This window comes from bacterium SCSIO 12827, assembly GCA_024397995.1.
Lineage (GTDB): Bacteria > Pseudomonadota > Alphaproteobacteria > Rhodospirillales > Casp-alpha2 > UBA1479.
The window spans coordinates 715,923-736,579 of record CP073746.1; the positions used below are offsets into that span (position 1 = coordinate 715,923).

A 20,657-nucleotide genomic window follows, 5' to 3' on the forward strand; every position below is an offset into this window, starting at 1 on the left:
AGATCTCCGGTCTTTTTGAAGTGGTCTTTACAGAAGTCCGGACAGAATAGTCGCGATGCCGAGGAAGGAAAAGAACCCGGCGATGTCGGTGACCGTGGTCAGGATGATCGACGACGCGACCGCCGGGTCCTGGCCCAGCTTGGTCAGCACCACGGGCACGATGGCGCCCGCCAGCCCGGCGGCGACCATGGCCAGCACCATGGACACGGTGATGACCAGAACAAGGCCGAGGGAGCCCGACCAGAAATACACCCCGATGCCGCAGGTCGCGGCGACGGCGATGCCGTTGACCAGGCCCACGTTGGCTTCCTTGAAGGTCACGGCGAACCATTGGCGCGGCGTGATTTCGCGCAGCGCCAATCCGCGCATGGTCACCGCCAGGGCCTGCGCCCCCGCGTTGCCCGATTGTCCGGCGACCACCGGCAGCAGCACGGCCAGGGCCGTGAACTTGGCGATGGTGCCTTCGAACAGGCCGACCACGGCGGCGGCCATGAAGGCGGTCAGCAGGTTGATCTGCAGCCAGGGCAGGCGCTTTCTGACCGCGAACAGGGGTTTGGACAGGGCGCGTTCGTCCTTGGACGCACCGACCATGGTCTGAATGTCGACGGAGGCATCAGCCTGCAGGGCGCCGATCAGGGTGGTGTGCTGGACCACGCCCATCAGTTGGCCGTCGTGGTCGACCACAGGCAGGTCGACCAGGCGATGCTGTTCCAGAAGGTCGGCGACCTCTTCCTGAGGGGTCAGCGGGCTGACATAGGCCAAAACCGGCGTCGCGATATCGGCCAGCTTGGCGGCCGGGTCGGCGACGGCAAGGTCCTGGATGCCGACCTTGCCGGTCAACCGGTTGTCCTCATCGACGAGAAACAAAGAACGCGCCGTCTTGGCCCGCGCGCGGCGCAAGGCGGCCAACGCCTGCTTGGCGGTCATGGTGCTGCGGAACTGCGCGATGTCGGTGATCATCAGGCGCCCGGCGCTGCCTTCGGGAAAGTCGCCCAGGCGTTTCAGGTCGTCGGCGATGGCCGGGTCGAGGGCGGCCAGATAGTGCTCGCGGTCGGCCGGTTTCAGGGCGTTGAACACGCGCAGCGCCTCGCCGGGCCGCAGTTCGCCCAACAAGGCGCAGGCCAGGTCGTCGGGCAGGCGCTTCAACAGCCGCGCCGCCGTTTCCGGCAGCAGCATGCGCCACAAGGGGGCCAGAACGTTGGCCGGCTGCCGGGTCAGGGTGGGGGCGGTTTCCGCCGCCGGCAGGGTCTCGATGCGGCGCGCCGCCTCCCACGGGAAATCCAGCAGGAACCGGCGTTCCAGCTTGACCGTCGCGGCATCCAGATTGCCGCTCATTCCGGTTCTCCGATCGTGCCGGGGGCCGGGTCGCCGATATGCGCCACCGTGCGCAGCATGCCGGCGCAGGCCAGCAGATAGGCGGATATAAGATTGCCCATCAGGGTGTCGGCGCCGTCATGGCTTCGCGTGTGGCGGCCGCGCCGCAGTTCCGCCAGCCCGGCGCCCAGCGCGGCGCGGCTGAGGGCGCCCAGGAAGTTCCCCGTGCGCCCGATCACCGGCAGCGCCAGATAGCTGTTCCACTGCGGATTGCCGAGCACTGAGGCCAGGGTCGCGCGGTTCGACAGCGCCGCCACCGTGCCGTCCATCAGGTCGGCGACCGAAGTCTTGCCGTCGGCGCGCAAAAGGTCGCCGGCCCGAACCGTGCCCAGGAACCGGCCGTCGTCGTCGACCACGAACAGATGGTCCGTGGTCTTGCGTCGGCGGCGCTTCACCAGCTTGGCGATGTCATCCACCGTGCGCGTCGCGGCGACGGAGACGGCGGTCTGATCCATGACCGCGCCGACCGTGCCCACGGGATAGGTCACGGCGATGCGCAGGTCGCGGGCCAGATTGGCCGGCAGGGCGTCGGCGATGGTGCCGCGCACGCCCGGCGCCAGGTTGCGAAAAAAGGTCACCGCATCGACGAAGGGCAGTTCCCGCAGCAGCCCGGCCCCCCGTTCGGCGGGCAGAATTTCCAGGCAGCGCGCGGCGCTGAAGGCCGCCATCTGGCGCAACACCTCGGCGCCGACGCGGGCCGGTACCTGGGCGAACAGGGCCGCCGCGTCCTCGGCCGGCATGTCTTCCAGAACCCGGGCCGCGGCATCGGGCCGGGTATCCATGAAGGCCAGGGTGAGGGGGATCTGGTCAGCCATCGGCGTCCTCGGGGATGGTCAGGACGATGGCGTCGGTCAGAAAGGTGCGCGCGGGGATCAGGGTCCGCCCGCCCTCGGTCGCGATGATGATGGCGGTTGCTGAAATCTCCAGAATTTCGCCGTCGTTGCCGTTCCAGGCGATGCGCTGTCCGGGCAGCAGGTGGCGCCGCGCATGATGGGCGGCGACCAGGTTGGCGACCAGATCGCGGGCCCCCAGGCCGAAGGCCAGGGCCATGGCGCCGAGCACCCCGGCGATCACCGTGGCGGCAATGATCACCAGGATCGTCACGTCGACGCCCAGCTGTTCGACGCCGATGATCACGGCCGCCAGCAGCACCGCCCATTGGGTCAGCGCGCCGATCAGATTGCTTTGCGCGATGTTGGCCGATGCCAGGGCGGCGGCCACGACGTCGCGGATGACCAGGGAAACCAGATAGCCGACCAGGATGATGACGCCGCCGGCCACCAGATGCGGCACGTAGACGACGATGCGGTCCAGCCAGACAGAAAAGGCATCAAGCCCGGCAACCCGTGTCGCCGCCGTGATGAACAGCAGCATGGTGACCCAGAACACCATGCTGGCGGCGATGCGAACGACGCCGGTGGACACCTGGAAACTGGTGAGAAAGCCGGTGCTGGCGACCCGGGTCAAAAGCCGGTTGGCCGTATCGCCCAGGCGGCGCGTGCCAGCGCGCAGCAGACGGGCCACGAACCAGCCCAGGACAACGATCAGGATCGCGCCCAGCAGGGACGGCAGATAGGCGGCCATGGTTTCGAAAAACTCGCTCGACACCTTGCGGATGTCGATGACCCAGGCGGACACTTCTTCCAACGACGCCTCCTTTGCAAAGGGGACTTCTTGGGCCAGGGTGGCTTGTGGTGACTCTAGCAAACCCGCACCTTGTTGTATTCAGCTAGTTTCCCTGAACCGGCGGCGGCGCGCATAAAAAAGGCCGCCGGTCGTTATGACCGGCGGCCAGGGGGCACTTGGGTGTTGACGGAGACTTAGAAGTCCATGCCGCCCATGTCCGGCATGCCGGCGCCCGCACTCGCGTCTTTCTTGGGTTCGGGCTTTTCGGCGACCATGGCTTCCGTGGTGATCAGCAGGCCGGCGACGGAGGACGCGTCCTGCAGCGCCGTGCGCACCACCTTGGTTGGATCGACGATGCCGTTCTTGACCAGGTTCTGGTATTCACCGGTCTGGGCGTTGAAGCCCCAGTTGGTGTCCTTCTGATCCATCAGCTTGCCGGCAACCACGGCGCCGTCGAAGCCGGCGTTTTCCGCGATCTGCCGCACCGGGGCCTGCAGGGCGCGGCGGACGATGTCGATGCCGACCTGCTGGTCGTTGTTTTCCGGTTCCAGCTTCTTGAGTGCGTTGACGGCATAAAGCAGGGCCGTGCCGCCGCCAGCGATGATGCCTTCCTCGACGGCCGCGCGGGTCGCGTGAAGGGCGTCGTCGACGCGGTCCTTCTTCTCCTTCACCTCGACCTCGGTGGCGCCGCCGACCTTGATCACCGCGACACCGCCGGCCAACTTGGCCAGACGTTCCTGCAGCTTCTCGCGGTCGTAGTCCGAGGTGGTGTCCTCGATCTGCGCCCGGATCTGATCGCAGCGGGCTTCGATCTCCTTCTTCGACCCGGCGCCGTCGACGACGGTGGTGTCGTCCTTGGTGATGGACACCTTCTTGGCCGTGCCCAGCATGTCGAGGGTCACGTTCTCCAGCTTGATGCCCAAGTCTTCGGAGATCACCTGGCCCTTGGTCAGGATGGCGATGTCTTCCAGCATGGCCTTGCGGCGGTCACCGAAGCCCGGCGCCTTGACGGCGGCGACCTTCAGGCCACCACGCAGCTTGTTGACGACCAGGGTCGCCAGCGCTTCGCCTTCGATGTCCTCGGCGATGATCAGAAGCGGCTTGCCCGCCTGCACCACCGCCTCCAGGACCGGCAGCATGGCCTGCAGGTTGGACAGTTTCTTCTCGTGGATCAGGATGTAGGGGTTTTCCAACTCGCACGCCATCTTGTCCGTGTTGGTCACGAAATAGGGCGAGGAATAGCCCCGGTCGAACTGCATGCCTTCGACCACGTCCAGTTCCGTTTCCAGGCTCTTGGCCTCTTCCACGGTGATGACGCCTTCGTTGCCGACCCGCTGCATGGCTTCGGCGATGATGTCGCCGATGGACCGGTCGCCGTTGGCGGAAATGGTGCCGACCTGGGCGACTTCCTCGTTGGTCTTGACGGCGTGGGACCGCTTCTTGACGTCGGCGACGACGGCCTCGACGGCCATGTCGACGCCGCGCTTCAGATCCATCGGGTTCATGCCGGCGGCCACGGCCTTCGCACCCTCACGGACGATGGCCTGGGCCAGAACGGTCGCGGTGGTGGTCCCGTCACCGGCCAGGTCGTTGGTCTTGGACGCCACTTCCTTGATCATCTGGGCGCCCATGTTCTCGAACTTGTCGGTCAGTTCGATTTCCTTGGCGACGGTGACGCCGTCCTTGGTGATGCGCGGCGCACCGAAGGACTTGTCGATGACGACGTTACGGCCCTTGGGGCCGAGGGTCACCTTGACGGCGTTGGCCAGGGTATCGACACCCTTGAGAAGACGCGCCCGCGCGTCACCATGAAACTTCACTTCTTTCGCAGCCATTTTCGATCACTCCTTTGAAGAGAGGCAGCTTTCTAATTGCTGATAGATAGATGTCCGGTCAGAACGCCCTTAGGCGGCCTTCTTGGTCTTCGCGGTCTGGGCGCCGTCGATGATGCCCAGGATGTCCGATTCCTTCATGATCAGAAGTTCCTCGCCGTCGAGGGTTACTTCCGTGCCCGACCACTTGCCGAACAGGACCCGGTCACCGGCTTGGACGTCCAGCGGCGTGACCGTGCCGTCCTCGGCCTTGTGGCCCGAGCCGACGGCGATGATCTCGCCCTCCATGGGCTTTTCCTTGGCCGTATCGGGGATGATGATCCCGCCCTTGGTTTTTTCGTCCTGTTCGATGCGGCGGACGAGAACCCGGTCGTGAAGAGGTTTGAACATGCGATGGCTCCTCTTGAACATTCCTTGATTGAGCAAGCAAATGACGGGAGAAAACCCACGGGAATCCGGCATTTTCCCCCGTTTCCGCGAAAAAATTTAGTCGCCGATCCGGGGCCTTCAACCCCTTGCCGGCAAAAAAAATTCACGCCTGCCGCGAATTGGCAGCACTCTCGTACATCGGCTGCTAATGCATTGATTTAACGCATTAATTCTTGACGGCAGGGGATTTCAGAGGAAACAATTCAGACCGTCCAGGGAGGATATGCAAGCCACGCAACCAAGACGGAGGGTCTGACATGTCTTTGGAAGTGCAGCTTTCGGGGTATCGGCTGACCACGGCCGAAATCACCTATCGGCGGCCGGATCATCTTCACCTTCTTCAGGACTACATCTGGCAGGACATGGACATGGCGCCGGACTTTCCCGTGCTGCGCCGGTTCCTGGAATTCTGGGAAAACAATCTGGAGGGCCCGCTGCATTCCGTGCGCGTCGCCTCGGTGGCTTTGGTCAAGCCGGCGGAATTTCGTCTTGTCGGGGGGATGATGCGCCTGCATTAGCCCGCCATGCGGGGAATCGCCAGGCCGACCCCGATCAGGCTTTCCCCGGCGACCAGCCCGGCGGCGACGGCCGTGCCGTAGCGTTCCGTCCACCGGGGGTTGAGGTGTGCGGCAACGGCCGCGACCATAGCCCCCAGGCAGAGCGAGATCGAATTCCACGCCGGAATGACGAAGGCGACACCGGCGGCGGGTGCGCTCGGCAGCCAGCGCGCGATGCGTTCCGGCAGCACACGGTCCGCCACGCCCAGAATCACGCCCAGCACCGCCGCGATGGCCATGGCGGGGGCCGCCCCTTCCGGGATCGCGCCCAGGCCGGCGGCCATGACCTCGGCCACGGCCTTCCAAGTCGCCACGGCGGGGGCCGGCCATTCGGGGGTCATCAGCATGGCGGCGGGGTCGGGGATCAGGATCAGATAGACCGCCGCCCCGGCCAGCGATCCCGTCAGCACGCCCAGCGCCTGCGCGTAGATCTGTAATCGCGGTGCGGCACCGATCAGGGACCCGGTTTTCAAATCATGCATCATGTCGGCGCATTGCCCGGCAGCACCCCCGGTGACGTTGGCGGTCATCAGGTTGGCCGCCATGTCGCCGGGCGTGATGGCGCCATAGGTCAGCTGCGTCACCTTGCCCAGTGCCCCCACGGGCGTGACCCCCGTTTCCCCGGACACGCGGGCGGCGATCACGGCCAGCACGTAGCTGAGCGCCACCGCCAGCACCGAAACCCAGACGGGCAAACCGAACAGGGTCCATCCGGCGATGCAGATCAACGCCGTGACCACGGCCAGCGCCAGGGCGTAACCCCGACCGGTCCGCCCACCCAGGCCGCCCGAGGCTTTCAGCCGTCGGCGCAGACGCAGGACCGAGATCGCGAAGGACGTCAGAGCCGCGACGACCGTGAGCGTCACCCCCGGCCACAGCAGCCAGGCGACCAGTTCGGAAAACCACACCGTGCCGGGCGCCCCCGCCTGGGCCCAGCCCTGATCCAGCACCCAGGGAGCGAGCAGGCCCCAGGATGCGACCGCACCGAGCAGCAGCGACAGCCCCGCGCGCGGGCCGATCAGCGCCCCGAAACCGATCATCAACAGCGACGGGTCGAACGCCAGGCCCAGATTTTTGAAAGTCACGCCCCCGGGCAACGACCCCGGCAGGGCCAGGCGGGGCACCGCCGCCGCCAGATCGACCGCCAGTTTGGCCGCCGCCGACACCCCTGCCGCCGCCAAAAGGGCGCGCAGGCGGGCGCCTTGTTCACGGCCCTTGCCATGGATGCGCTTCAAGGTTTCCGCCGTGGCCAGGCCGGCGGGAAAAGCCAGATTTTCGTGTTCGATCATCTGGCGGCGCAGACCGGCGGCGACAACAACGCCCAGGATCGACACGCAGAATACCCAGAAGGCCAGCACGGGCCATTGCAGGGTTTGCCCGGTCAACAGTGTCAGCGCCGGAATCGGCGCCACCAGCCCGCCCGATACAATGGAGGCCGAGGCAGAGGCTGCCGTTTGGTTGATGTTGTTTTCCTTGATGCCCAAGGGGGCGGTGCCCAGGCTGCGTTCGGCCAGGCGCCAAGCCCCCACGGCCAGCAGCCCGGCAGCGATCGACATGTTGAAGGACCAGCCGATCTTCAGTCCTGAATAGACATTGCAGGGAGTCAGCGCCGCACCCAGGATCAGGCCGGTCAGGACCGCGCGGCGGGTGAATTCGGCGGGGCTTTCCTGTTCCATGCCGTCCAGAATTTGCAGACGGGGTCTTGTCTGTCAAACCGGGCGCAACCGGGATGGCGTCAGAAACCTTGCAGCGACGGCGGATCTACGGGGTATAATCGTACAAAAGCCGGCAACGGCACGCGTGCGTGGATCATGCACCGAAAATAATGGGAGACATTCATGGATCACTCCGTCCTGGTGGTCGAAGACGATGACAACATCGTTCTGTCGCTGAAATTTCTGCTCGAAAAATCGGGGTTCACGACGCGGGTCGTCGGCGACGGAAATGCGGCGCTCGGCGAAATGCGCGCGGCCAAACCGGATGTCGTGCTGCTGGACGTCATGCTGCCGGAACGGGACGGTTTTTCCGTATGCGAGGAAATTCGCGGCAACAGCGCCTGGTCCGATGTTCACGTCATCATGCTGACGGCCAAGGGGCGCGAGGCGGACCGCGAAAAGGGCCTGTCCGCCGGGGCCGACGACTTCATCACCAAACCGTTTTCCACCCGTGACCTGGTCGCCAGGGTCAAGGCCGCGGTCGGGTTGGCCGTGGACTGATGGTGGACGGTCCGGCACGCGATCCCGAGCGGCGCCGGGCGGGTGCTCCGGAGCGGGGAGCAAGCCGGGTCGGCGCCTTTTCCGTCTCCTTATTCCTGATTGCCACGCTGCTGTTTCTGCCGCCCCTGGTGACCCTGGGCGAGGGGCCGGCCGACCTATTCGGGCTGCCGCGGATTTTCGTGATTCTGTTCGCCGTATGGATCGGCGTCGTCGCCATGATCTACCTGATCGCCGAACACGTCGACCGGCCTGCCCCGCGGGACGACTGACGTGCTCGAAGGCTGGGTCATCTTCATCGCGTCGGTGGCTTATCTCGGGCTGCTGTTTGCGATCGCCTTCTGGGGCGACAAGCGGGCGGATGCCGGGCGCTCGATCCTCAACAATCCCTATATCTACGCGCTGTCCATGGCGGTCTATTGCACAAGCTGGACCTTCTACGGCAGCGTCGGCCGGGCCGCGACCTCGGGCCTGGATTTTCTGCCCATCTACCTGGGGCCGACTCTGGTGCTGGTGCTTTGGCCCTTCGTGCTGGAAAAAATGGTCCGCATCTCGGCGGAAAACCGCATCACCTCGATCGCCGATTTCATCGCCTCCCGCTACGGCAAAAGCATCTATCTCGGCGGTCTGGTCACGGTGATCGTGGTGGTCGGCATCCTGCCTTACATCGCCTTGCAGCTTAAGGCCGTGTCGACCAGCTTTACCGTGCTGATTCAATATCCGGAAATCGTCATGCCGCGGCATCTCGGGCGTGTGCCGCTGTTCCAGGACACGGCCTTTTTCGTGGCCCTGATCATGGCCCTGTTCGCCATCCTGTTCGGCACCCGCCACATCGACGCTTCGGAACATCACGAAGGCATGGTGATCGCCGTCGCCTTCGAATCGATCATCAAGTTGCTGGCGTTCCTTGCCGTCGGGTTTTACGTCACCTACGGCGTTTTTGACGGGTTCGGCGACCTGTTCGCCAAGGGCAACGCGGTTCCGGAAATTTCCCATCTGTTCCATCAGGTCGGGGCCGGGGGTTATGCGCAATGGTCGACCCTGCTGGTGCTGTCCATGTTCGCCATTGTCTGCTTGCCGCGTCAGTTCCAGGTGGGGGTGGTCGAAAACGTCAATCCGGACCATGTGCGCAAGGCGGCCTGGCTGTTCCCGCTGTATCTGAACCTGATCAACGTGTTCGTGCTGCCGATCGCCATCGGTGGTTTGCTGCAGTTCCCCGACGGCGGTGTCGATGCGGATACCTTCGTTTTGACGGTGGCCATGGCCAATCAGAACGAGGGCATGGCCCTGTTCGCCTATATCGGTGGGCTGTCTGCGGCGACGGGGATGCTGATCGTCGCGACCATCGCGCTGTCGACCATGGTGTGCAACGACCTGGTGGTGCCGGTGCTGTTGCGCATGCGGTGGTTCCAGACCCGGTTTACCGGCGACCTGTCCGCGTTCCTGCTGTTCGTTCGGCGCAGTGCGATCCTGTTCGTGTTGTTGCTGGCCTATACCTACATGCGGCTGATCGGGGAATCCTATGCCCTGGTGACCATCGGTCTGGTGTCCTTCGCCGCGGCGGCGCAGTTTGCGCCGTCGTTGTTGGGCGGCATTTTCTGGAAGGGCGGCACGCGGGCCGGCGCCATGACTGGCCTTTTGCTGGGCACGGCCATGTGGTTCTACACCCTGGTGCTGCCCTCCTTCGCGCGCTCGGGTTGGGTCGACATAAGCCTGATCGAACTGGGCCCCTTCGGGATCGAATATCTCAAACCTTATGCTCTGTTCGGGCTCAGCGGGATCGATCATCTGTCGCATTCCCTGTTCTGGTCGATGCTGGTCAATATCGGTGGCTTTGTCTGGGTGTCGTTGCTCAGCCGGCCCAGCGACCTGGAACAATTGCAGGCCGGCGAGTTCGTGCAGAAGCTGGACAGCCCAGGTGCGAAACCGGTCACCGTATGGCGCGGCTCGGCCGCGGTCGGTGAACTGAAGGCCGTGCTGCGGCGCTTTTTGGGTGATGACCGGGCGGGGGCGGCACTCGCCGATTTCGCCGCACGTCAGGGCCTCAATCTGGACCCCCGGGCGGAAGCGGCACCGGCGCTCGTGTCCTTCGCCGAACGGCAGTTGGCCGGGGTCATCGGCGCGGCCTCGGCTCAGGCCGTGGTCGCCAGCGTGACCAAGGGCGAGGTCGTCAGCACCGAGGACCTGATGCGTATTCTCGACGAAACGTCACAGGTCATCGAGTATTCCCACGAGCTTGAGGAAAAATCCAAGGCGCTTGAGGAAACAACGGCCGAATTGCGGGCCGCCAACGAGCGGCTCAAGGAACTGGACCGCATGAAGGACAACTTCATCACCACCGTGGGCCACGAGTTCCGCACGCCGTTGACATCAATCCGCGCGGCGGGGGAAATCCTGTCCGACAACCCGGCCCTGCGCGGGCCTGAACGCGACCGTTTCTACAGCGTCGTGGTCGCCGAAACGCAACGGCTGACGCGCCTGATCGACCAGCTTCTTGACCTTTCGAAGATGGAAGCCGGCAATCTAAAATGGAATATGATCGCGCTTGATCTGGGTGCGGTCATGGAGGCCGCCGTGGCCGCGGCATCACCCCTGGCCCAGGCCGAGGGCGTGCGCCTGGAATTGGACCTTTCCGGCGGCCTGCCCCGGGTTCGTGCCGACCGCGACCGGTTGATCCAGGTTCTGGTCAATCTGATTTCCAATGCCGTGAAATTCTGTGATCCGAACGATGGACATATCCGTGTTACCGCCACGGTGGATGGTGGCATGGTTACCGTCGATGTGATCGACAACGGCCCCGGTGTGGCGCCCGGCGAACGGGACCGCATTTTCGAACGTTTCCAGCAGGGCGGGTCGGGCGAAACCCTGACCAACAAGCCGAAGGGAACGGGGTTGGGTCTCGCCATCTGCCGCGAGATCGTGGAACGTTTCGGCGGTAAGGTATGGGTCGAGGCGGCGCCGGGGCAGGGGTCCGTGTTTCGCTTCACGGTGCCGGCATCAAGCACGGACGCGACAGGCTGATCGGTGCCCATGCCGACAACCGCCTAAAGTCCGACTCGATATTGCCAGCGCAACAATTTAACCTGTCAGGCATCGCAAGGACTTACAAACCATCGGATGCTCAGATATCGCCGGTGCAATGCCGGAGTTTACCCATGACAGAAACAGCACCTCCGGATAACGCATATCAGCAGCCTGCAATGCCTGGGTCTTCCAGCCGCCTGCCTGACAATCTGCCGGGGATTGATATCGACGGGTTTCGTGTGATGGTGCGGGGCAACGACGACATAATCCGCAAGCTGCTGAACAAATTTGCCGATACCTATGGCGGCAAGGCGACGGAGATTGCGGCCGATGTGGCGGCGGGCAATTTTCAGCAGGCCATCAGTACCGCACATACATTGAAGGGCGTCAGCGGCAATATTCGGGCGACAGCGGTGTTCGAGGCGGCGAAAGCCCTTGAAGCCGCCTTGAAGGCGGCGCCCGAGGGCCCGGCGATCGAGTCGCTGCTGAACGACCTCGCTGACGCATTGGACCTGGTCATGGCCGGGTTGGAACATGCGCTTGGGCGTTCGCCGAATTCGCCGGCTTAGCCTGTCCGGCCGGTCTTCTCCCCTGGCCCGGCGGATCGTTTGGGGAAAGTGAACAATTCACCAAAATATCCCGGTTTCTCTTGCCATGTCTTGATTCTGGCATCTGAAATCCCGAAGACAGATAGGTGAACATCGGTTAATATGTCGCCAAACCTATACCCGGGCGCCACATCAGACCTGGGACAGGGCAATGATTCGTGGAATCCCATGGGGGGAAACATAATGTCGCGATCGCCAATGTTGGGCGCGCGCCTTCGGCGGCTCCGCAAGGACCGTGGACTGACGCAGGTTAAGCTTGCTGAAATTCTTGGCATCTCGCCCAGCTACCTGAACATGATCGAGCACAACGACCGGCCCTTGACCGTGTCGCTGCTGCTCAAGCTTTCCGAAGCGCTTGGCGTTGATCTGCGGGACTTTTCCGCGGGCGACGAGGTGCGCATCAAAAGCGACCTGGAAGAGGCCCTGTCCGACCCCATGTTCGGCGGCACCCGTCCCTCGGCGGCGGAACTGGACGAATTCGTGACCTCCGTGCCCGACATCTGCCGCTCGTTCCTGCGCCTTTACAGGTCCTACCGCAACAGCCGCGAGGATGTGGAGGCACTGACGGACAAGTTGGCGTCCAGCCCTTATCTGGTGGCCTCCAGCCATTCCGTGCGCACGCTGCTGACCTCGGTCCGCAGCTTCTCGGAAATCCTGCTCGACAACATCGATCTGGCGGCGGCCGAGCGTCAGCAGTTCCTCGGCATCGTGGTCGATGGCACGGAAAAGCTCACCCTTCAGGTCGATGAACTGCTGCGTTTCATCACCGGCGAAAATCTCGACAACCTGCTCGACAGCCGTACGCCGGCGGAAGAGGTCGGCGACTTCACCGAACGTAACGATAATTTCTTCGACGACCTGGACCGTCGGGCGGAGTCGCTCCGCGCCGAAATCGGAATGGAGACCGTGGGCCTGTTCTCGCGTCTGTCCGAGGTGCTGCGGGACCGCTTTGGGATCGAGGTCGAAACCTCGGGCGCCGGTGATGGAAATCGGGGCGGGGCGGTGATGCCCGCCGTGCGCCTGGAACCCGGGCCGGGCGGGACGGGTGGCCGGCTGATCGTGCGCGATGATTTGGCCTTGCCCAGTCTGCGCTTCCACCTGGCGCGCGAAACCGGCCGCCGGGCCGCCGCCGACCTGATCGATACCTGGGTCGGGGAAGCGGAGTTGTCTCCCGCTTCCGAAGATCTTTGCCGGGATTATCTGGCGGAATATTTCGCCGCCGCGGTGCTGATGCCCTATGACGCCTTTCTCGACCGCGCCCGGGCCTATCGCTACGACGTGGAGCGCCTGAGCCAGGCCTTCGGCGTCAGCCTGGAGCAGGCCTGTCGGCGTCTCGCGACCCTGCGCCGCCCGGGCGAAGAAGGCGTGCGTTTCCACTTCCTGCGCATCGACGGTGCGGGCAACGTGTTCCGGCGGGTGCCTGGCTCGGGTCTGCCGATCCCCCGGTTCGCGGGAATCTGCCCGCGCTGGAATGTGCATGCGGCCAGCGGTCGGCCGGGAACTGTCGATGCCCAGGTTCTGCAACTGGCAGACGGCAGTGCCTATCTTTCCGTTGCCTTCGGCCAGCGCCGGCCCGGGTCCGGCTATAACGCGCCAGACGGCAGCTATGCGTTGGCGCTGGGCTGCCGGTTGGAGGATGCGGGTGAGCTGGTCTATTCGGGCGGCCTGGATTTGACGCGCTCGGAAACCTTCCTGCCCGTCGGGGTGACCTGCCGGCTGTGCGAACGGACCGACTGCGCCCAGCGCGCCCATCCGACCCTTATCCATGCGGTCGAGCACGGGCCGTCTGCGTCGGACAAGCCGGCCCTTAAGACGGCCCGCAAGCAGGCCGCGTCGCTTTCCGACTAGACGGCCTGCACCGAACGCCAGATAAAAAAAGCGCGGGCCTTGCGGGCCCGCGCTCGATCACCAGTCTTTGGGACGATATGACCTAGCTTGTCAGGATGCCGATCGCGATCAGAATTGCGAAGACAACCGGCAAGATCAGGAATGCTTTGTTGATTTTGCCCATGACTGCTTCTCCCATTGTGAAATTCATAAATCCGCGCTTATCCGGAAACCGGTAGAACCGTCTTCGGAAAACGCCCGGCAGGTGCCGGATTTCGTGTTGTTAAGTTTACACTCATAATTTAGTTCGGCAATTTAAATACTGATTTTATTATAAAAATCACGTTAATAGATGTGTATAATATTATGTGTTTAAGTGAATTGTGTGAATATAAGAAAGCTTTGTGGATTGTCTGCTGGGCGGGCTCAGTCCATTTTTCGCCGACTGCGACTGTCCTGCGCGCTGTTCCCCAGTGGGCCCGAGGCGCCGCCCTGATCACGCAACGGGTAGTCAACAGCCTGATGCGGCGCTGGGCCGAGAGTAGCTGACTGCGGCCCGTCCTTTTCTTCTCTCAACAACGGTAAAGCAGGCTTACAGGCGGGCCGTTCGGTCCGTCGGGGATGCTTGCGCGCTTTCGGAATTTATGCAAAATTACGTCAAATACGTATAATTATGCATAATTTACGGAATCGCGGGGAAGTCGTCCCACGCGTCCTGGGAATGGGAACGGGCGGACAGCCAGACGATGCAGGATTTCGGCGAGGCCTTCTTCACGGCTTTCTCTTTGCTGTTCAGTTTCGACGCGGACCTGATGGAGGTCATCGGGCTGTCGCTGCGCGTCAGTTTGACGGCGCTGCTGGTGGCGGGACTGATCGGCCTCAGCATCGGCGCTCTGTTGGCCGTAACGCGGTTCCCCGGCCGCGGTGTGGCGCTGGTCGTCGTCAATTCCATGATGGGTCTGCCGCCGGTGGTGGTCGGCTTGATCGTCTACATGCTGCTGTCCAACGCGGGGCCGCTCGGGTTCTTAGGGCTGCTTTATACACCGACGGCCATGATCATCGCCCAGGCGGTGTTGATCCTGCCGATCATCGCCGCCTTGTCGCGCCAAGTGATCGAAGACCTGCACAATGAATACGCCGACCAGTTCCGTTCGTTCTGCGTGCCCACGGGGCGGATGATGGCGGAACTGTTGTGGGATGCGCGCTATTCCCTGCTGACGGTCATGCTGGCCGGGCTTGGCCGCGCCATGGCCGAGGTCGGCGCCGTCATCATCGTCGGCGGCAACATCAACCACCTGACCCGCGTCATGACGACGACCATTGCGCTGGAGACGTCGAAGGGCGATCTCGCCCTGGCGCTCGGCCTGGGCGTCGTGCTGCTGACCATCGCGTTGACCATCAACGCGGCGGTCATGGGGCTGAACGCGACGGCGAAAAGGCAGGCCTATGCGTGATCTGCGCCCCGCCAACGTGGTCGACCTGCGGGGGAAGCAGGACAGCGCCGCCGGCGCGGACCTGTTTCCCGTGACGGTCGAGGACCTGACCTATCAGGCCGGCGGCACGGTGCTGATCAAGGGCGTCGACCTGACCCTGGACGGTGGCGGCGTGACCGTCATTATGGGGCCCAACGGGGCGGGGAAAAGCTTGTTGCTGCGCCTTCTGCACGGGCTGTTGGAACCGTCCGGCGGATGGATTGCCTGGGGCGGCCAGCCGCTCGACGATGCCATCCGCCGTCGTCAGGCCATGGTGTTTCAGCGCGCGGTGATGCTGCGCCGCTCGGTCGCCGCCAACATCGATTTCGTATTGCGCCTGCGCGGCCGGGCCGACCCGGCCCGGCGGCGGGAAATTCTCGAACACGCAGGCTTGGCCGCCCATGCGGATCAGCCGGCGCGGCTGTTGTCCGGCGGCGAACAGCAGCGCCTGGCGCTCGCCCGGGCGCTGGCCACCGAACCGGACGTGCTGTTCATGGACGAGCCGACGTCCAACCTGGACCCGGCGTCGACCCTGGTGATCGAGGACATCACCAAGGCGGCCCGCGACCGGGGCACCAAGATCGTCTTCATCACCCATGACATGGGCCAGGCCCGGCGCCTGGCCGACGACGTGGTGTTCATGCACCGGGGCAAGGTGCTGGAGCACAGCCCGGCGGCGGCGTTTTTCAATCAACCGGCCTCGGCCGAGGCCGGCGACTACATGGCGGGCAAGATCATCCTGTGATCGGACAATCTCAAGGGACACCTAACCCCAATAAACCTCAACCGGAACCAGCAATCAGGGAGTTATCCATGAAAACAATCAAGCGGATCACCTTCGGCGCGGCCGCCCTGGCCCTTGCCGTTGCAGCCTTCCACACGGCCCCGGCCCAGGCCGACGGCAAGTCGATCATCGTGCAGTCGACGACTTCGACCCAGAATTCGGGCCTGTATGACTACATGCTGCCGATCTTCGAAAAGAAGACGGGCATCAAGGTCAACGTGGTTGCCGTCGGCACCGGCCAGGCGATCAAGAACGCCCAGAACTGCGACGGCGACGTGCTGCTGGTCCACGCCAAGCCGGCCGAGGAAAAGTTCGTCAACGCGGGCTTTGGCGTGAAGCGCTCCGACGTCATGTACAACGACTTCATCGTCGTCGGCCCGGCCAACGATCCGGCCAAGGTCGGCGGCATGAAGGATGCGCCCAAGGCCTTCAAGATGATCGCCGACGCCAATGCGATCTTTGCGTCGCGCGGCGATAACTCGGGCACGCATAAGAAAGAGGTTCGCCTGTGGAAGGCGGCCGAGGTTGACATCAAGAAGGCGTCCGGCGAGTGGTACCGCGAAACCGGCAGCGGTATGGGGGCCACCCTCAACGCCGCCGTCGGCATGGGCGCCTATGCCCTGACCGACCGTGCCACCTGGATCAGCTTCAAGAACAAGGGCACCTACAAGATCCAGGTCGAAGGCGACAAGCAGCTGTTCAACCAGTACGGCATCATCCTGGTCAATCCGAAGAAATGCCCCAAGGTGAAACAGGCCGAAGCCCAGGCTTTCATCGATTGGGTGCTGTCCAAGGACGGCCAGGATACCATCGCATCCTACAAGCTGAACGGCCTGCAGCTGTTCTTCCCGAACGGCAAGTCGTCGTAACAGGGCGGACGTTCATATGATTTGGAAAGGGCGGGCCTTCGGGTCCGCCTTTTTCTTTTGGCGGCGCCGAAGTAGGGGCCGTCACGCCCCGACGAAATGCACCTTGCCCAGGCCGGTGATGTCGTATCCGCCCATGGTGTCGGCCTTGAAGCGGAAAGCTTCGGAGCGGCAGAAATCCAGGAAGGCCTGCATCGGCGGCTCGAACCAGGCCTTGCGGTCGACCAGAAGGTCGAAGCGTTCGCGCAGCACCGGCACGAATTCCAGCTTCAGCGGCGCGGCCGAGGCGCGCAGGCCCAGCGTAACTTCGCCCATATGGTCGGCGACGACCTGAGCCGCGTCTGTTTCCGTGCGCGCGGGCTCGGTCATCGTGCAGTCGCCGGGGGCGATCCCGGCCTCAGCCATAAGGTGTTCCAAAAGCGCCTGGGTGCCGGCCTCGGCCTGGCGCGGCACGATCAGGCGGCCGCGCAGGTCGGCGATGGATTTGAACTCGGGGGCGGATGCGGGGTCGACGATCAAGCCCCGTTCGCGCCAGGCGAATTCCACCAGCACACAGGGGGCCGTCGCCGCATGGCGCCGGACCCAGCCGACGTTCCAGGCCGCGTCGTCGTCGCTGCCCCCGGATTCGGGATCGAACATATGCAGGCCGGCGGCCATGCCCTCGGCATTGGCGAACCGTTCCAGCCCGTCGGCGGAACCGTCGAAAAAGGTCGCGAGCCCGCAGCGCGATTGGCGCAGGGCCCAATCCAACAGCGGATCGTGGGAGCCCAGGAACACGCCGGGCCGCACCTTGGCCGGTTGCGGGGCCGCCCCCGTCGCGGCCATGCCCCCGCCGTCGCCGGCCATGCCCCGGGCGACCCAGGCTTCGATCTGGGCGCGGGGAAACAACAGCTTGCCCATGGCGCGGGAACAGGGAATGCGCCCGGTGGCGGCCAGGTCATAGACCTTGCGCTGCTTGATACGCAGAAAATCCGCCAGTTCCTTGGTGGTCATATATTCGGTCATGGAACGGCAGTTTTGCGGAATAAGCCGTTATTTACAAGATGACATAACGGGCAAAAGACGGCGGCGGTCATGACTCAAGCGCGATGGGGCGGGCCGGGTCGGCGATCGTGCGCCCTCCTAATACTCCCGCCCCCGCCGTGGCCGGTAGGTGGGCAGGGACAGCCCCCGGACGATGCCCAGGGCGCGCAGGGCGAAGCCGGCCGTGAAGCCCAGGGCGATGGCCGCATCACGCGGCACGTCGAGCCCGGCAAGGACGACATAGACCGTGGCGGCCAGCGCCGCGCAGGTGGCGTAGACCTCCTTGCGCAGGATCAAGGGCGTTTCCTGGCAGACCACGTCGCGGATCAGGCCGCCGAAGGTCGCGGTCATCATGCCCATGATGATGGCGATCAGTGGGCTGACCCCGGTCTGAAGCGCCAGTTCGGCCCCCATGACGCCATACAGCGCGATGCCCAGGCCGTCTGCCCAGAGCAGCAGGGCATGGCGGCGCTGAATCACATGGGCGGTGAAGAACAGGACCGCCGCGACGGTAAGGCAAATGATGACCGGCTTGGGGTCGGCGATCCAGAACACGTCGCGGCCCAGCAGCAGGTCGCGCAGGGTGCCGCCGCCCACGCCGGTCAGGCAGGCCATCAGGCCGAAGCCGACAAGGTCCATTTCCTTGCGGCTGGCGACCAGCGCGCCCGACGCGGCGAACACGCAAACACCAAGAAGGTCGAGAAGGGGGAGGACGGATTGCATGGCGTGACTGTCGCGGAATTTGCCCGGTCCGGCAAGGGGGGGCGGGAACGGGAGGGCGCGGGTGAGACGTCTTGATTATGTAAAATTGGTGCCACCCAAAACCCGCAACATGCCGTATAGTGATATTTGTCTTATTGACTGCCATGCATCCAAGGATCGTATGTCTCGGTGACAGCCGCTGGACGGATGGATGTTCCGGCAAGGGTGGCGAAAAGGGCCCGACGATGATCGATCCCCTGCTGTACACCTCTCCCCGCCTGTTCACCTTCGAACACGACCGCCATCTGACCAACGCCAGCCACGGCGCCGGATGGGAGTGTGAACGGGGATATCGCGAGTCCGAGGGTGTGTGCGTCGCCGTCAAGGTTCCGGAAAACGCCTACTTCGTCGATTCATCCTATGGCGAGGGCTGGAAATGCGAGCGCGGTTATCGCCTTGAAAACGGCGCCTGCGCCGTCGTGCAGATGCCGCAAAACGCGCACCTCGACCGCACCGGAAACGACTGGGAATGCAACCCGCCCCTGATGCGACAGATGAACATCTGCCTGCAGCCCTGAGAAGGCGGCTTCTTACTCCGCAGCCTGGGCCCCGGTCTTTAATGCCCAGGCGAGCGCCCCCCGGCGTTCCAGGTTCTCATTGAAGGCTTCTGGAAATTCGGGCGGGACGGAGCCGGTCACCGCGTCCGTCGCGAGCAAGGCATCGACCCAGGACGCGACCAGCGGGAAATCGTCCAGCAGCCCCGTCTTCAGGTGTTCCTCGCACAGCATGAAACGCTGGAAGAAGGGGGCGTAGGCGGCGTCGACCAGGCACATGTCGGGGCCGTTGAAGTAGGGGCCGTCGTTGCCCCGTTCCTTGGCGATGGCGGCTTCGAGGCGGCTGACGCGCTGGCGCGCCGTTTCCAGTGCTCCGGCCAGGGCATCCTTGGAATCACAATAGGACAGATTGTTCAGGCCCGGGCCCCAGGCGAAGGTTGGCAGGAAATCGGTCCAGGCCCGGTTCTTGGCCCGCTTGATGGGATCGGCCGGGTGCAGGCGGGGTTCGAACACTTCGTCCAGGTATTCGGCGATGGCGTTGGATTCGAACAGGACCTCTCCGTCGACCTTCAGCACCGGCACCTTGCCGTGAGGCGAGAGGGCCAGGAACCAATCGGGCTTTTCCCGAAGGTTTACGTAGGTGACGTCGAAATCCACGCCCTTGGCGCGCAGCATGATGACGGCCCGCTGCACCCAGGGGCAGGTGACGGCGCTGATCAGGTGGAATGTCTCCGGCATGGCGTCGTCTCCCGGCCCTGGTTGCGTGGTTCGTCGGCTATCCTCAATCGGTCTCGGGCGGCAGGCAGCACACCGCCTCGTAGGGATAGCGTTCCTTCAGCGTGCCGAAGTGTTCGAACACGTCCTGAGTCACTGCATAGGCTTCCTTGGTGATCTCGACATGGGGCGTCCAGCAGCCGAGTTTTTGATAGGTCGCGATGCAGTCGGCCAGCACGTCCTCGTCGATTTCGGGGAAATAGGAGCTTTCCGCCTTGGCGATCTCGATGGCCGGGGTTTCGTTCATGTAGATGCGGGTTTTCTTGTAGGCGCGCATGAAGGCCTTGGCCGTGTCCGTCGCCAGCCATTCCGGCGTGGCGCACAGGCTGGAGAATCCGTTGGGGCCGATCTGCGGGCCGACCTGGGCGACGACATGGCCGATGCCGTCTTTTTCCAGCTGCTGCGGGAACGGGCCTTGCTGCTGCACATAGTCGCCAAGGCCGTCGCGGAAGGCCTTGTCGATATCGGCGGCGCCGCCCGGGGTGATCAGATTGATTTTCGAGAAATCGATGCCCGCCTTGTGACAGGCGTACATGAACATGGCGCGCGGCTGCCCGCCGCCGAAACAGACAAGATCGGCTCCTTCGAGCTTTTTCCAGGTGAAATCTGGGTCTGCTTCGCGCCCGGTGACGAAGAAGCCGTCCATTTCGTTGATCTGGGCAAAATGCTTGACCTTGGGCGTCTCGCCCTTCCCAAGCGTGGTGAAACCCTGGGACAGGGCCGATTGCACCACATCGGCAGAGCCGTCGAGCAGGGCGTCGATTGCCGACTTGCCCGGCGGTGATACGGACCAGTTCGGCTCAAGGCCCTCGGCCTTGAGGAAGCCGCCGGACATGGTGGAAATGAGCGGCGAATAGAACGCCGAGAACAGGGTGAACTGGATGTTGATCTTGGTCATGGTTTCCCCCTTAGGGACTGGAATTCGGTTGGTTGATCTCGTTGGCCAAGCAGCCTAACGGTTCACGCCCGGACGTCAAGGATGGGGGGGGAGG

At 63.9% G+C, this 20,657-nt stretch carries 20 protein-coding genes; 10 read left to right on the forward strand and 10 right to left on the reverse strand.

What is annotated here, in order from left to right:
• Positions 1-27 precede the first annotated feature (27 nt).
• The 5 genes from KFF05_03375 to groES form a co-directional block, all read right to left on the reverse strand.
• A complete protein-coding gene (locus tag KFF05_03375) occupies positions 28-1,335 on the reverse strand; it encodes a magnesium transporter (protein UTW52430.1) in 1,308 nt (435 codons plus the stop codon).
• On the reverse strand, positions 1,332-2,189 hold the full coding sequence (locus KFF05_03380; protein ID UTW52431.1) for a CBS domain-containing protein: 858 nt from the start codon (positions 2,187-2,189) through the stop codon (positions 1,332-1,334). The genes KFF05_03375 and KFF05_03380 overlap by 4 nt, the downstream gene beginning before the upstream one ends.
• Complete coding sequence (locus KFF05_03385) at positions 2,182-3,021, reverse strand: mechanosensitive ion channel (protein ID UTW52432.1); 840 nt, start codon at positions 3,019-3,021, stop codon at positions 2,182-2,184. Before KFF05_03385 ends, KFF05_03380 begins: the two co-directional genes overlap by 8 nt.
• Before the next feature lie 173 nt (positions 3,022-3,194).
• On the reverse strand, positions 3,195-4,835 hold the full coding sequence (gene groL, locus KFF05_03390) for a chaperonin GroEL (GenBank protein ID UTW52433.1): 1,641 nt from the start codon (positions 4,833-4,835) through the stop codon (positions 3,195-3,197).
• Positions 4,836-4,904: 69 nt separating this feature from the next.
• On the reverse strand, positions 4,905-5,222 hold the full coding sequence (gene groES / locus KFF05_03395; GenBank protein ID UTW52434.1) for a co-chaperone GroES: 318 nt from the start codon (positions 5,220-5,222) through the stop codon (positions 4,905-4,907).
• Between the two features lie 296 nt (positions 5,223-5,518).
• On the opposite strand from groES, the gene KFF05_03400 reads away from it, so the two are divergent.
• Positions 5,519-5,779 (forward strand): usg protein, encoded by a 261-nt coding sequence (locus tag KFF05_03400; GenBank protein ID UTW52435.1) that lies wholly within the window; start codon positions 5,519-5,521, stop codon positions 5,777-5,779.
• Here the strand turns inward: KFF05_03400 and KFF05_03405 are convergent.
• Positions 5,776-7,494 carry an OPT/YSL family transporter gene (locus KFF05_03405; GenBank protein ID UTW52436.1) on the reverse strand — a complete coding sequence of 573 codons (1,719 nt, stop codon included), beginning with the start codon at positions 7,492-7,494 and terminating at the stop codon, positions 5,776-5,778. The two genes, KFF05_03400 and KFF05_03405, sit on opposite strands and share 4 nt — an antisense overlap.
• A 162-nt stretch (positions 7,495-7,656) precedes the next feature.
• On the opposite strand from KFF05_03405, the gene KFF05_03410 reads away from it, so the two are divergent.
• The 8 genes from KFF05_03410 to KFF05_03445 all read left to right on the forward strand — a co-directional run bounded on the left by KFF05_03410 (position 7,657) and on the right by KFF05_03445 (position 16,615).
• Positions 7,657-8,034: a response regulator gene (locus tag KFF05_03410; GenBank protein UTW52437.1), complete on the forward strand. Its 378-nt coding sequence runs from the start codon at positions 7,657-7,659 to the stop codon at positions 8,032-8,034.
• Positions 8,034-8,303 carry a hypothetical protein gene (locus tag KFF05_03415; GenBank protein UTW53794.1) on the forward strand — a complete coding sequence of 90 codons (270 nt, stop codon included), beginning with the start codon at positions 8,034-8,036 and terminating at the stop codon, positions 8,301-8,303. Before KFF05_03410 ends, KFF05_03415 begins: the two co-directional genes overlap by 1 nt.
• Position 8,304: 1 nt before the next feature.
• Complete coding sequence (locus KFF05_03420; protein ID UTW52438.1) at positions 8,305-11,052, forward strand: GHKL domain-containing protein; 2,748 nt, start codon at positions 8,305-8,307, stop codon at positions 11,050-11,052.
• 134 nt (positions 11,053-11,186) lie between these two features.
• Positions 11,187-11,624 (forward strand): Hpt domain-containing protein, encoded by a 438-nt coding sequence (locus KFF05_03425; GenBank protein UTW52439.1) that lies wholly within the window; start codon positions 11,187-11,189, stop codon positions 11,622-11,624.
• Positions 11,625-11,846: 222 nt separating this feature from the next.
• Positions 11,847-13,511: a DUF2083 domain-containing protein gene (locus tag KFF05_03430; GenBank protein UTW52440.1), complete on the forward strand. Its 1,665-nt coding sequence runs from the start codon at positions 11,847-11,849 to the stop codon at positions 13,509-13,511.
• 725 nt (positions 13,512-14,236) lie between these two features.
• A complete protein-coding gene (locus KFF05_03435; protein UTW52441.1) occupies positions 14,237-14,944 on the forward strand; it encodes an ABC transporter permease in 708 nt (235 codons plus the stop codon).
• Entirely contained in the window at positions 14,937-15,707 is a 771-nt protein-coding gene (locus KFF05_03440) for an ATP-binding cassette domain-containing protein (GenBank protein ID UTW52442.1), read from the forward strand. The genes KFF05_03435 and KFF05_03440 overlap by 8 nt, the downstream gene beginning before the upstream one ends.
• Before the next feature lie 68 nt (positions 15,708-15,775).
• A complete protein-coding gene (locus KFF05_03445; protein UTW52443.1) occupies positions 15,776-16,615 on the forward strand; it encodes an extracellular solute-binding protein in 840 nt (279 codons plus the stop codon).
• Between the two features lie 81 nt (positions 16,616-16,696).
• Here the strand turns inward: KFF05_03445 and KFF05_03450 are convergent, their stop codons facing one another.
• Both KFF05_03450 and KFF05_03455 read right to left on the reverse strand, forming a co-directional pair.
• Positions 16,697-17,617: a helix-turn-helix transcriptional regulator gene (locus KFF05_03450; GenBank protein ID UTW52444.1), complete on the reverse strand. Its 921-nt coding sequence runs from the start codon at positions 17,615-17,617 to the stop codon at positions 16,697-16,699.
• 117 nt (positions 17,618-17,734) lie between these two features.
• Complete coding sequence (locus tag KFF05_03455) at positions 17,735-18,358, reverse strand: trimeric intracellular cation channel family protein (GenBank protein ID UTW52445.1); 624 nt, start codon at positions 18,356-18,358, stop codon at positions 17,735-17,737.
• A gap of 224 nt (positions 18,359-18,582) precedes the next feature.
• Here KFF05_03455 and KFF05_03460 point away from each other — a divergent pair, with 224 nt between their 5' ends.
• Positions 18,583-18,915: a hypothetical protein gene (locus KFF05_03460; GenBank protein ID UTW52446.1), complete on the forward strand. Its 333-nt coding sequence runs from the start codon at positions 18,583-18,585 to the stop codon at positions 18,913-18,915.
• A gap of 12 nt (positions 18,916-18,927) precedes the next feature.
• Here KFF05_03460 and KFF05_03465 read toward each other — a convergent pair whose 3' ends face one another.
• Complete coding sequence (locus tag KFF05_03465) at positions 18,928-19,629, reverse strand: glutathione S-transferase family protein (GenBank protein ID UTW52447.1); 702 nt, start codon at positions 19,627-19,629, stop codon at positions 18,928-18,930.
• A 43-nt stretch (positions 19,630-19,672) separates the two neighbouring features.
• A complete protein-coding gene (locus KFF05_03470; protein ID UTW52448.1) occupies positions 19,673-20,563 on the reverse strand; it encodes an ABC transporter substrate-binding protein in 891 nt (296 codons plus the stop codon).
• Positions 20,564-20,657: the final 94 nt, after the last annotated feature.

Coding starts and splice junctions, on each gene's coding strand:
- groL (UTW52433.1), bottom strand. CDS start 4,835: ATGGCTGCGAAAGAAGTGAAGTTTCATGGTGACGCGCGGGCGCGTCTT.
- KFF05_03415 (UTW53794.1), top strand. CDS start 8,034: ATGGTGGACGGTCCGGCACGCGATCCCGAGCGGCGCCGGGCGGGTGCT.
- KFF05_03435 (UTW52441.1), top strand. CDS start 14,237: ATGCAGGATTTCGGCGAGGCCTTCTTCACGGCTTTCTCTTTGCTGTTC.
- KFF05_03445 (UTW52443.1), top strand. CDS start 15,776: ATGAAAACAATCAAGCGGATCACCTTCGGCGCGGCCGCCCTGGCCCTT.
- KFF05_03380 (UTW52431.1), bottom strand. CDS start 2,189: ATGGCTGACCAGATCCCCCTCACCCTGGCCTTCATGGATACCCGGCCC.
- KFF05_03465 (UTW52447.1), bottom strand. CDS start 19,629: ATGCCGGAGACATTCCACCTGATCAGCGCCGTCACCTGCCCCTGGGTG.
- KFF05_03460 (UTW52446.1), top strand. CDS start 18,583: ATGATCGATCCCCTGCTGTACACCTCTCCCCGCCTGTTCACCTTCGAA.
- KFF05_03375 (UTW52430.1), bottom strand. CDS start 1,335: ATGAGCGGCAATCTGGATGCCGCGACGGTCAAGCTGGAACGCCGGTTC.
- KFF05_03455 (UTW52445.1), bottom strand. CDS start 18,358: ATGCAATCCGTCCTCCCCCTTCTCGACCTTCTTGGTGTTTGCGTGTTC.
- KFF05_03470 (UTW52448.1), bottom strand. CDS start 20,563: ATGACCAAGATCAACATCCAGTTCACCCTGTTCTCGGCGTTCTATTCG.
- KFF05_03405 (UTW52436.1), bottom strand. CDS start 7,494: ATGGAACAGGAAAGCCCCGCCGAATTCACCCGCCGCGCGGTCCTGACC.
- KFF05_03430 (UTW52440.1), top strand. CDS start 11,847: ATGTCGCGATCGCCAATGTTGGGCGCGCGCCTTCGGCGGCTCCGCAAG.
- KFF05_03440 (UTW52442.1), top strand. CDS start 14,937: ATGCGTGATCTGCGCCCCGCCAACGTGGTCGACCTGCGGGGGAAGCAG.
- KFF05_03450 (UTW52444.1), bottom strand. CDS start 17,617: ATGACCGAATATATGACCACCAAGGAACTGGCGGATTTTCTGCGTATC.
- groES (UTW52434.1), bottom strand. CDS start 5,222: ATGTTCAAACCTCTTCACGACCGGGTTCTCGTCCGCCGCATCGAACAG.
- KFF05_03425 (UTW52439.1), top strand. CDS start 11,187: ATGACAGAAACAGCACCTCCGGATAACGCATATCAGCAGCCTGCAATG.
- KFF05_03400 (UTW52435.1), top strand. CDS start 5,519: ATGTCTTTGGAAGTGCAGCTTTCGGGGTATCGGCTGACCACGGCCGAA.
- KFF05_03410 (UTW52437.1), top strand. CDS start 7,657: ATGGATCACTCCGTCCTGGTGGTCGAAGACGATGACAACATCGTTCTG.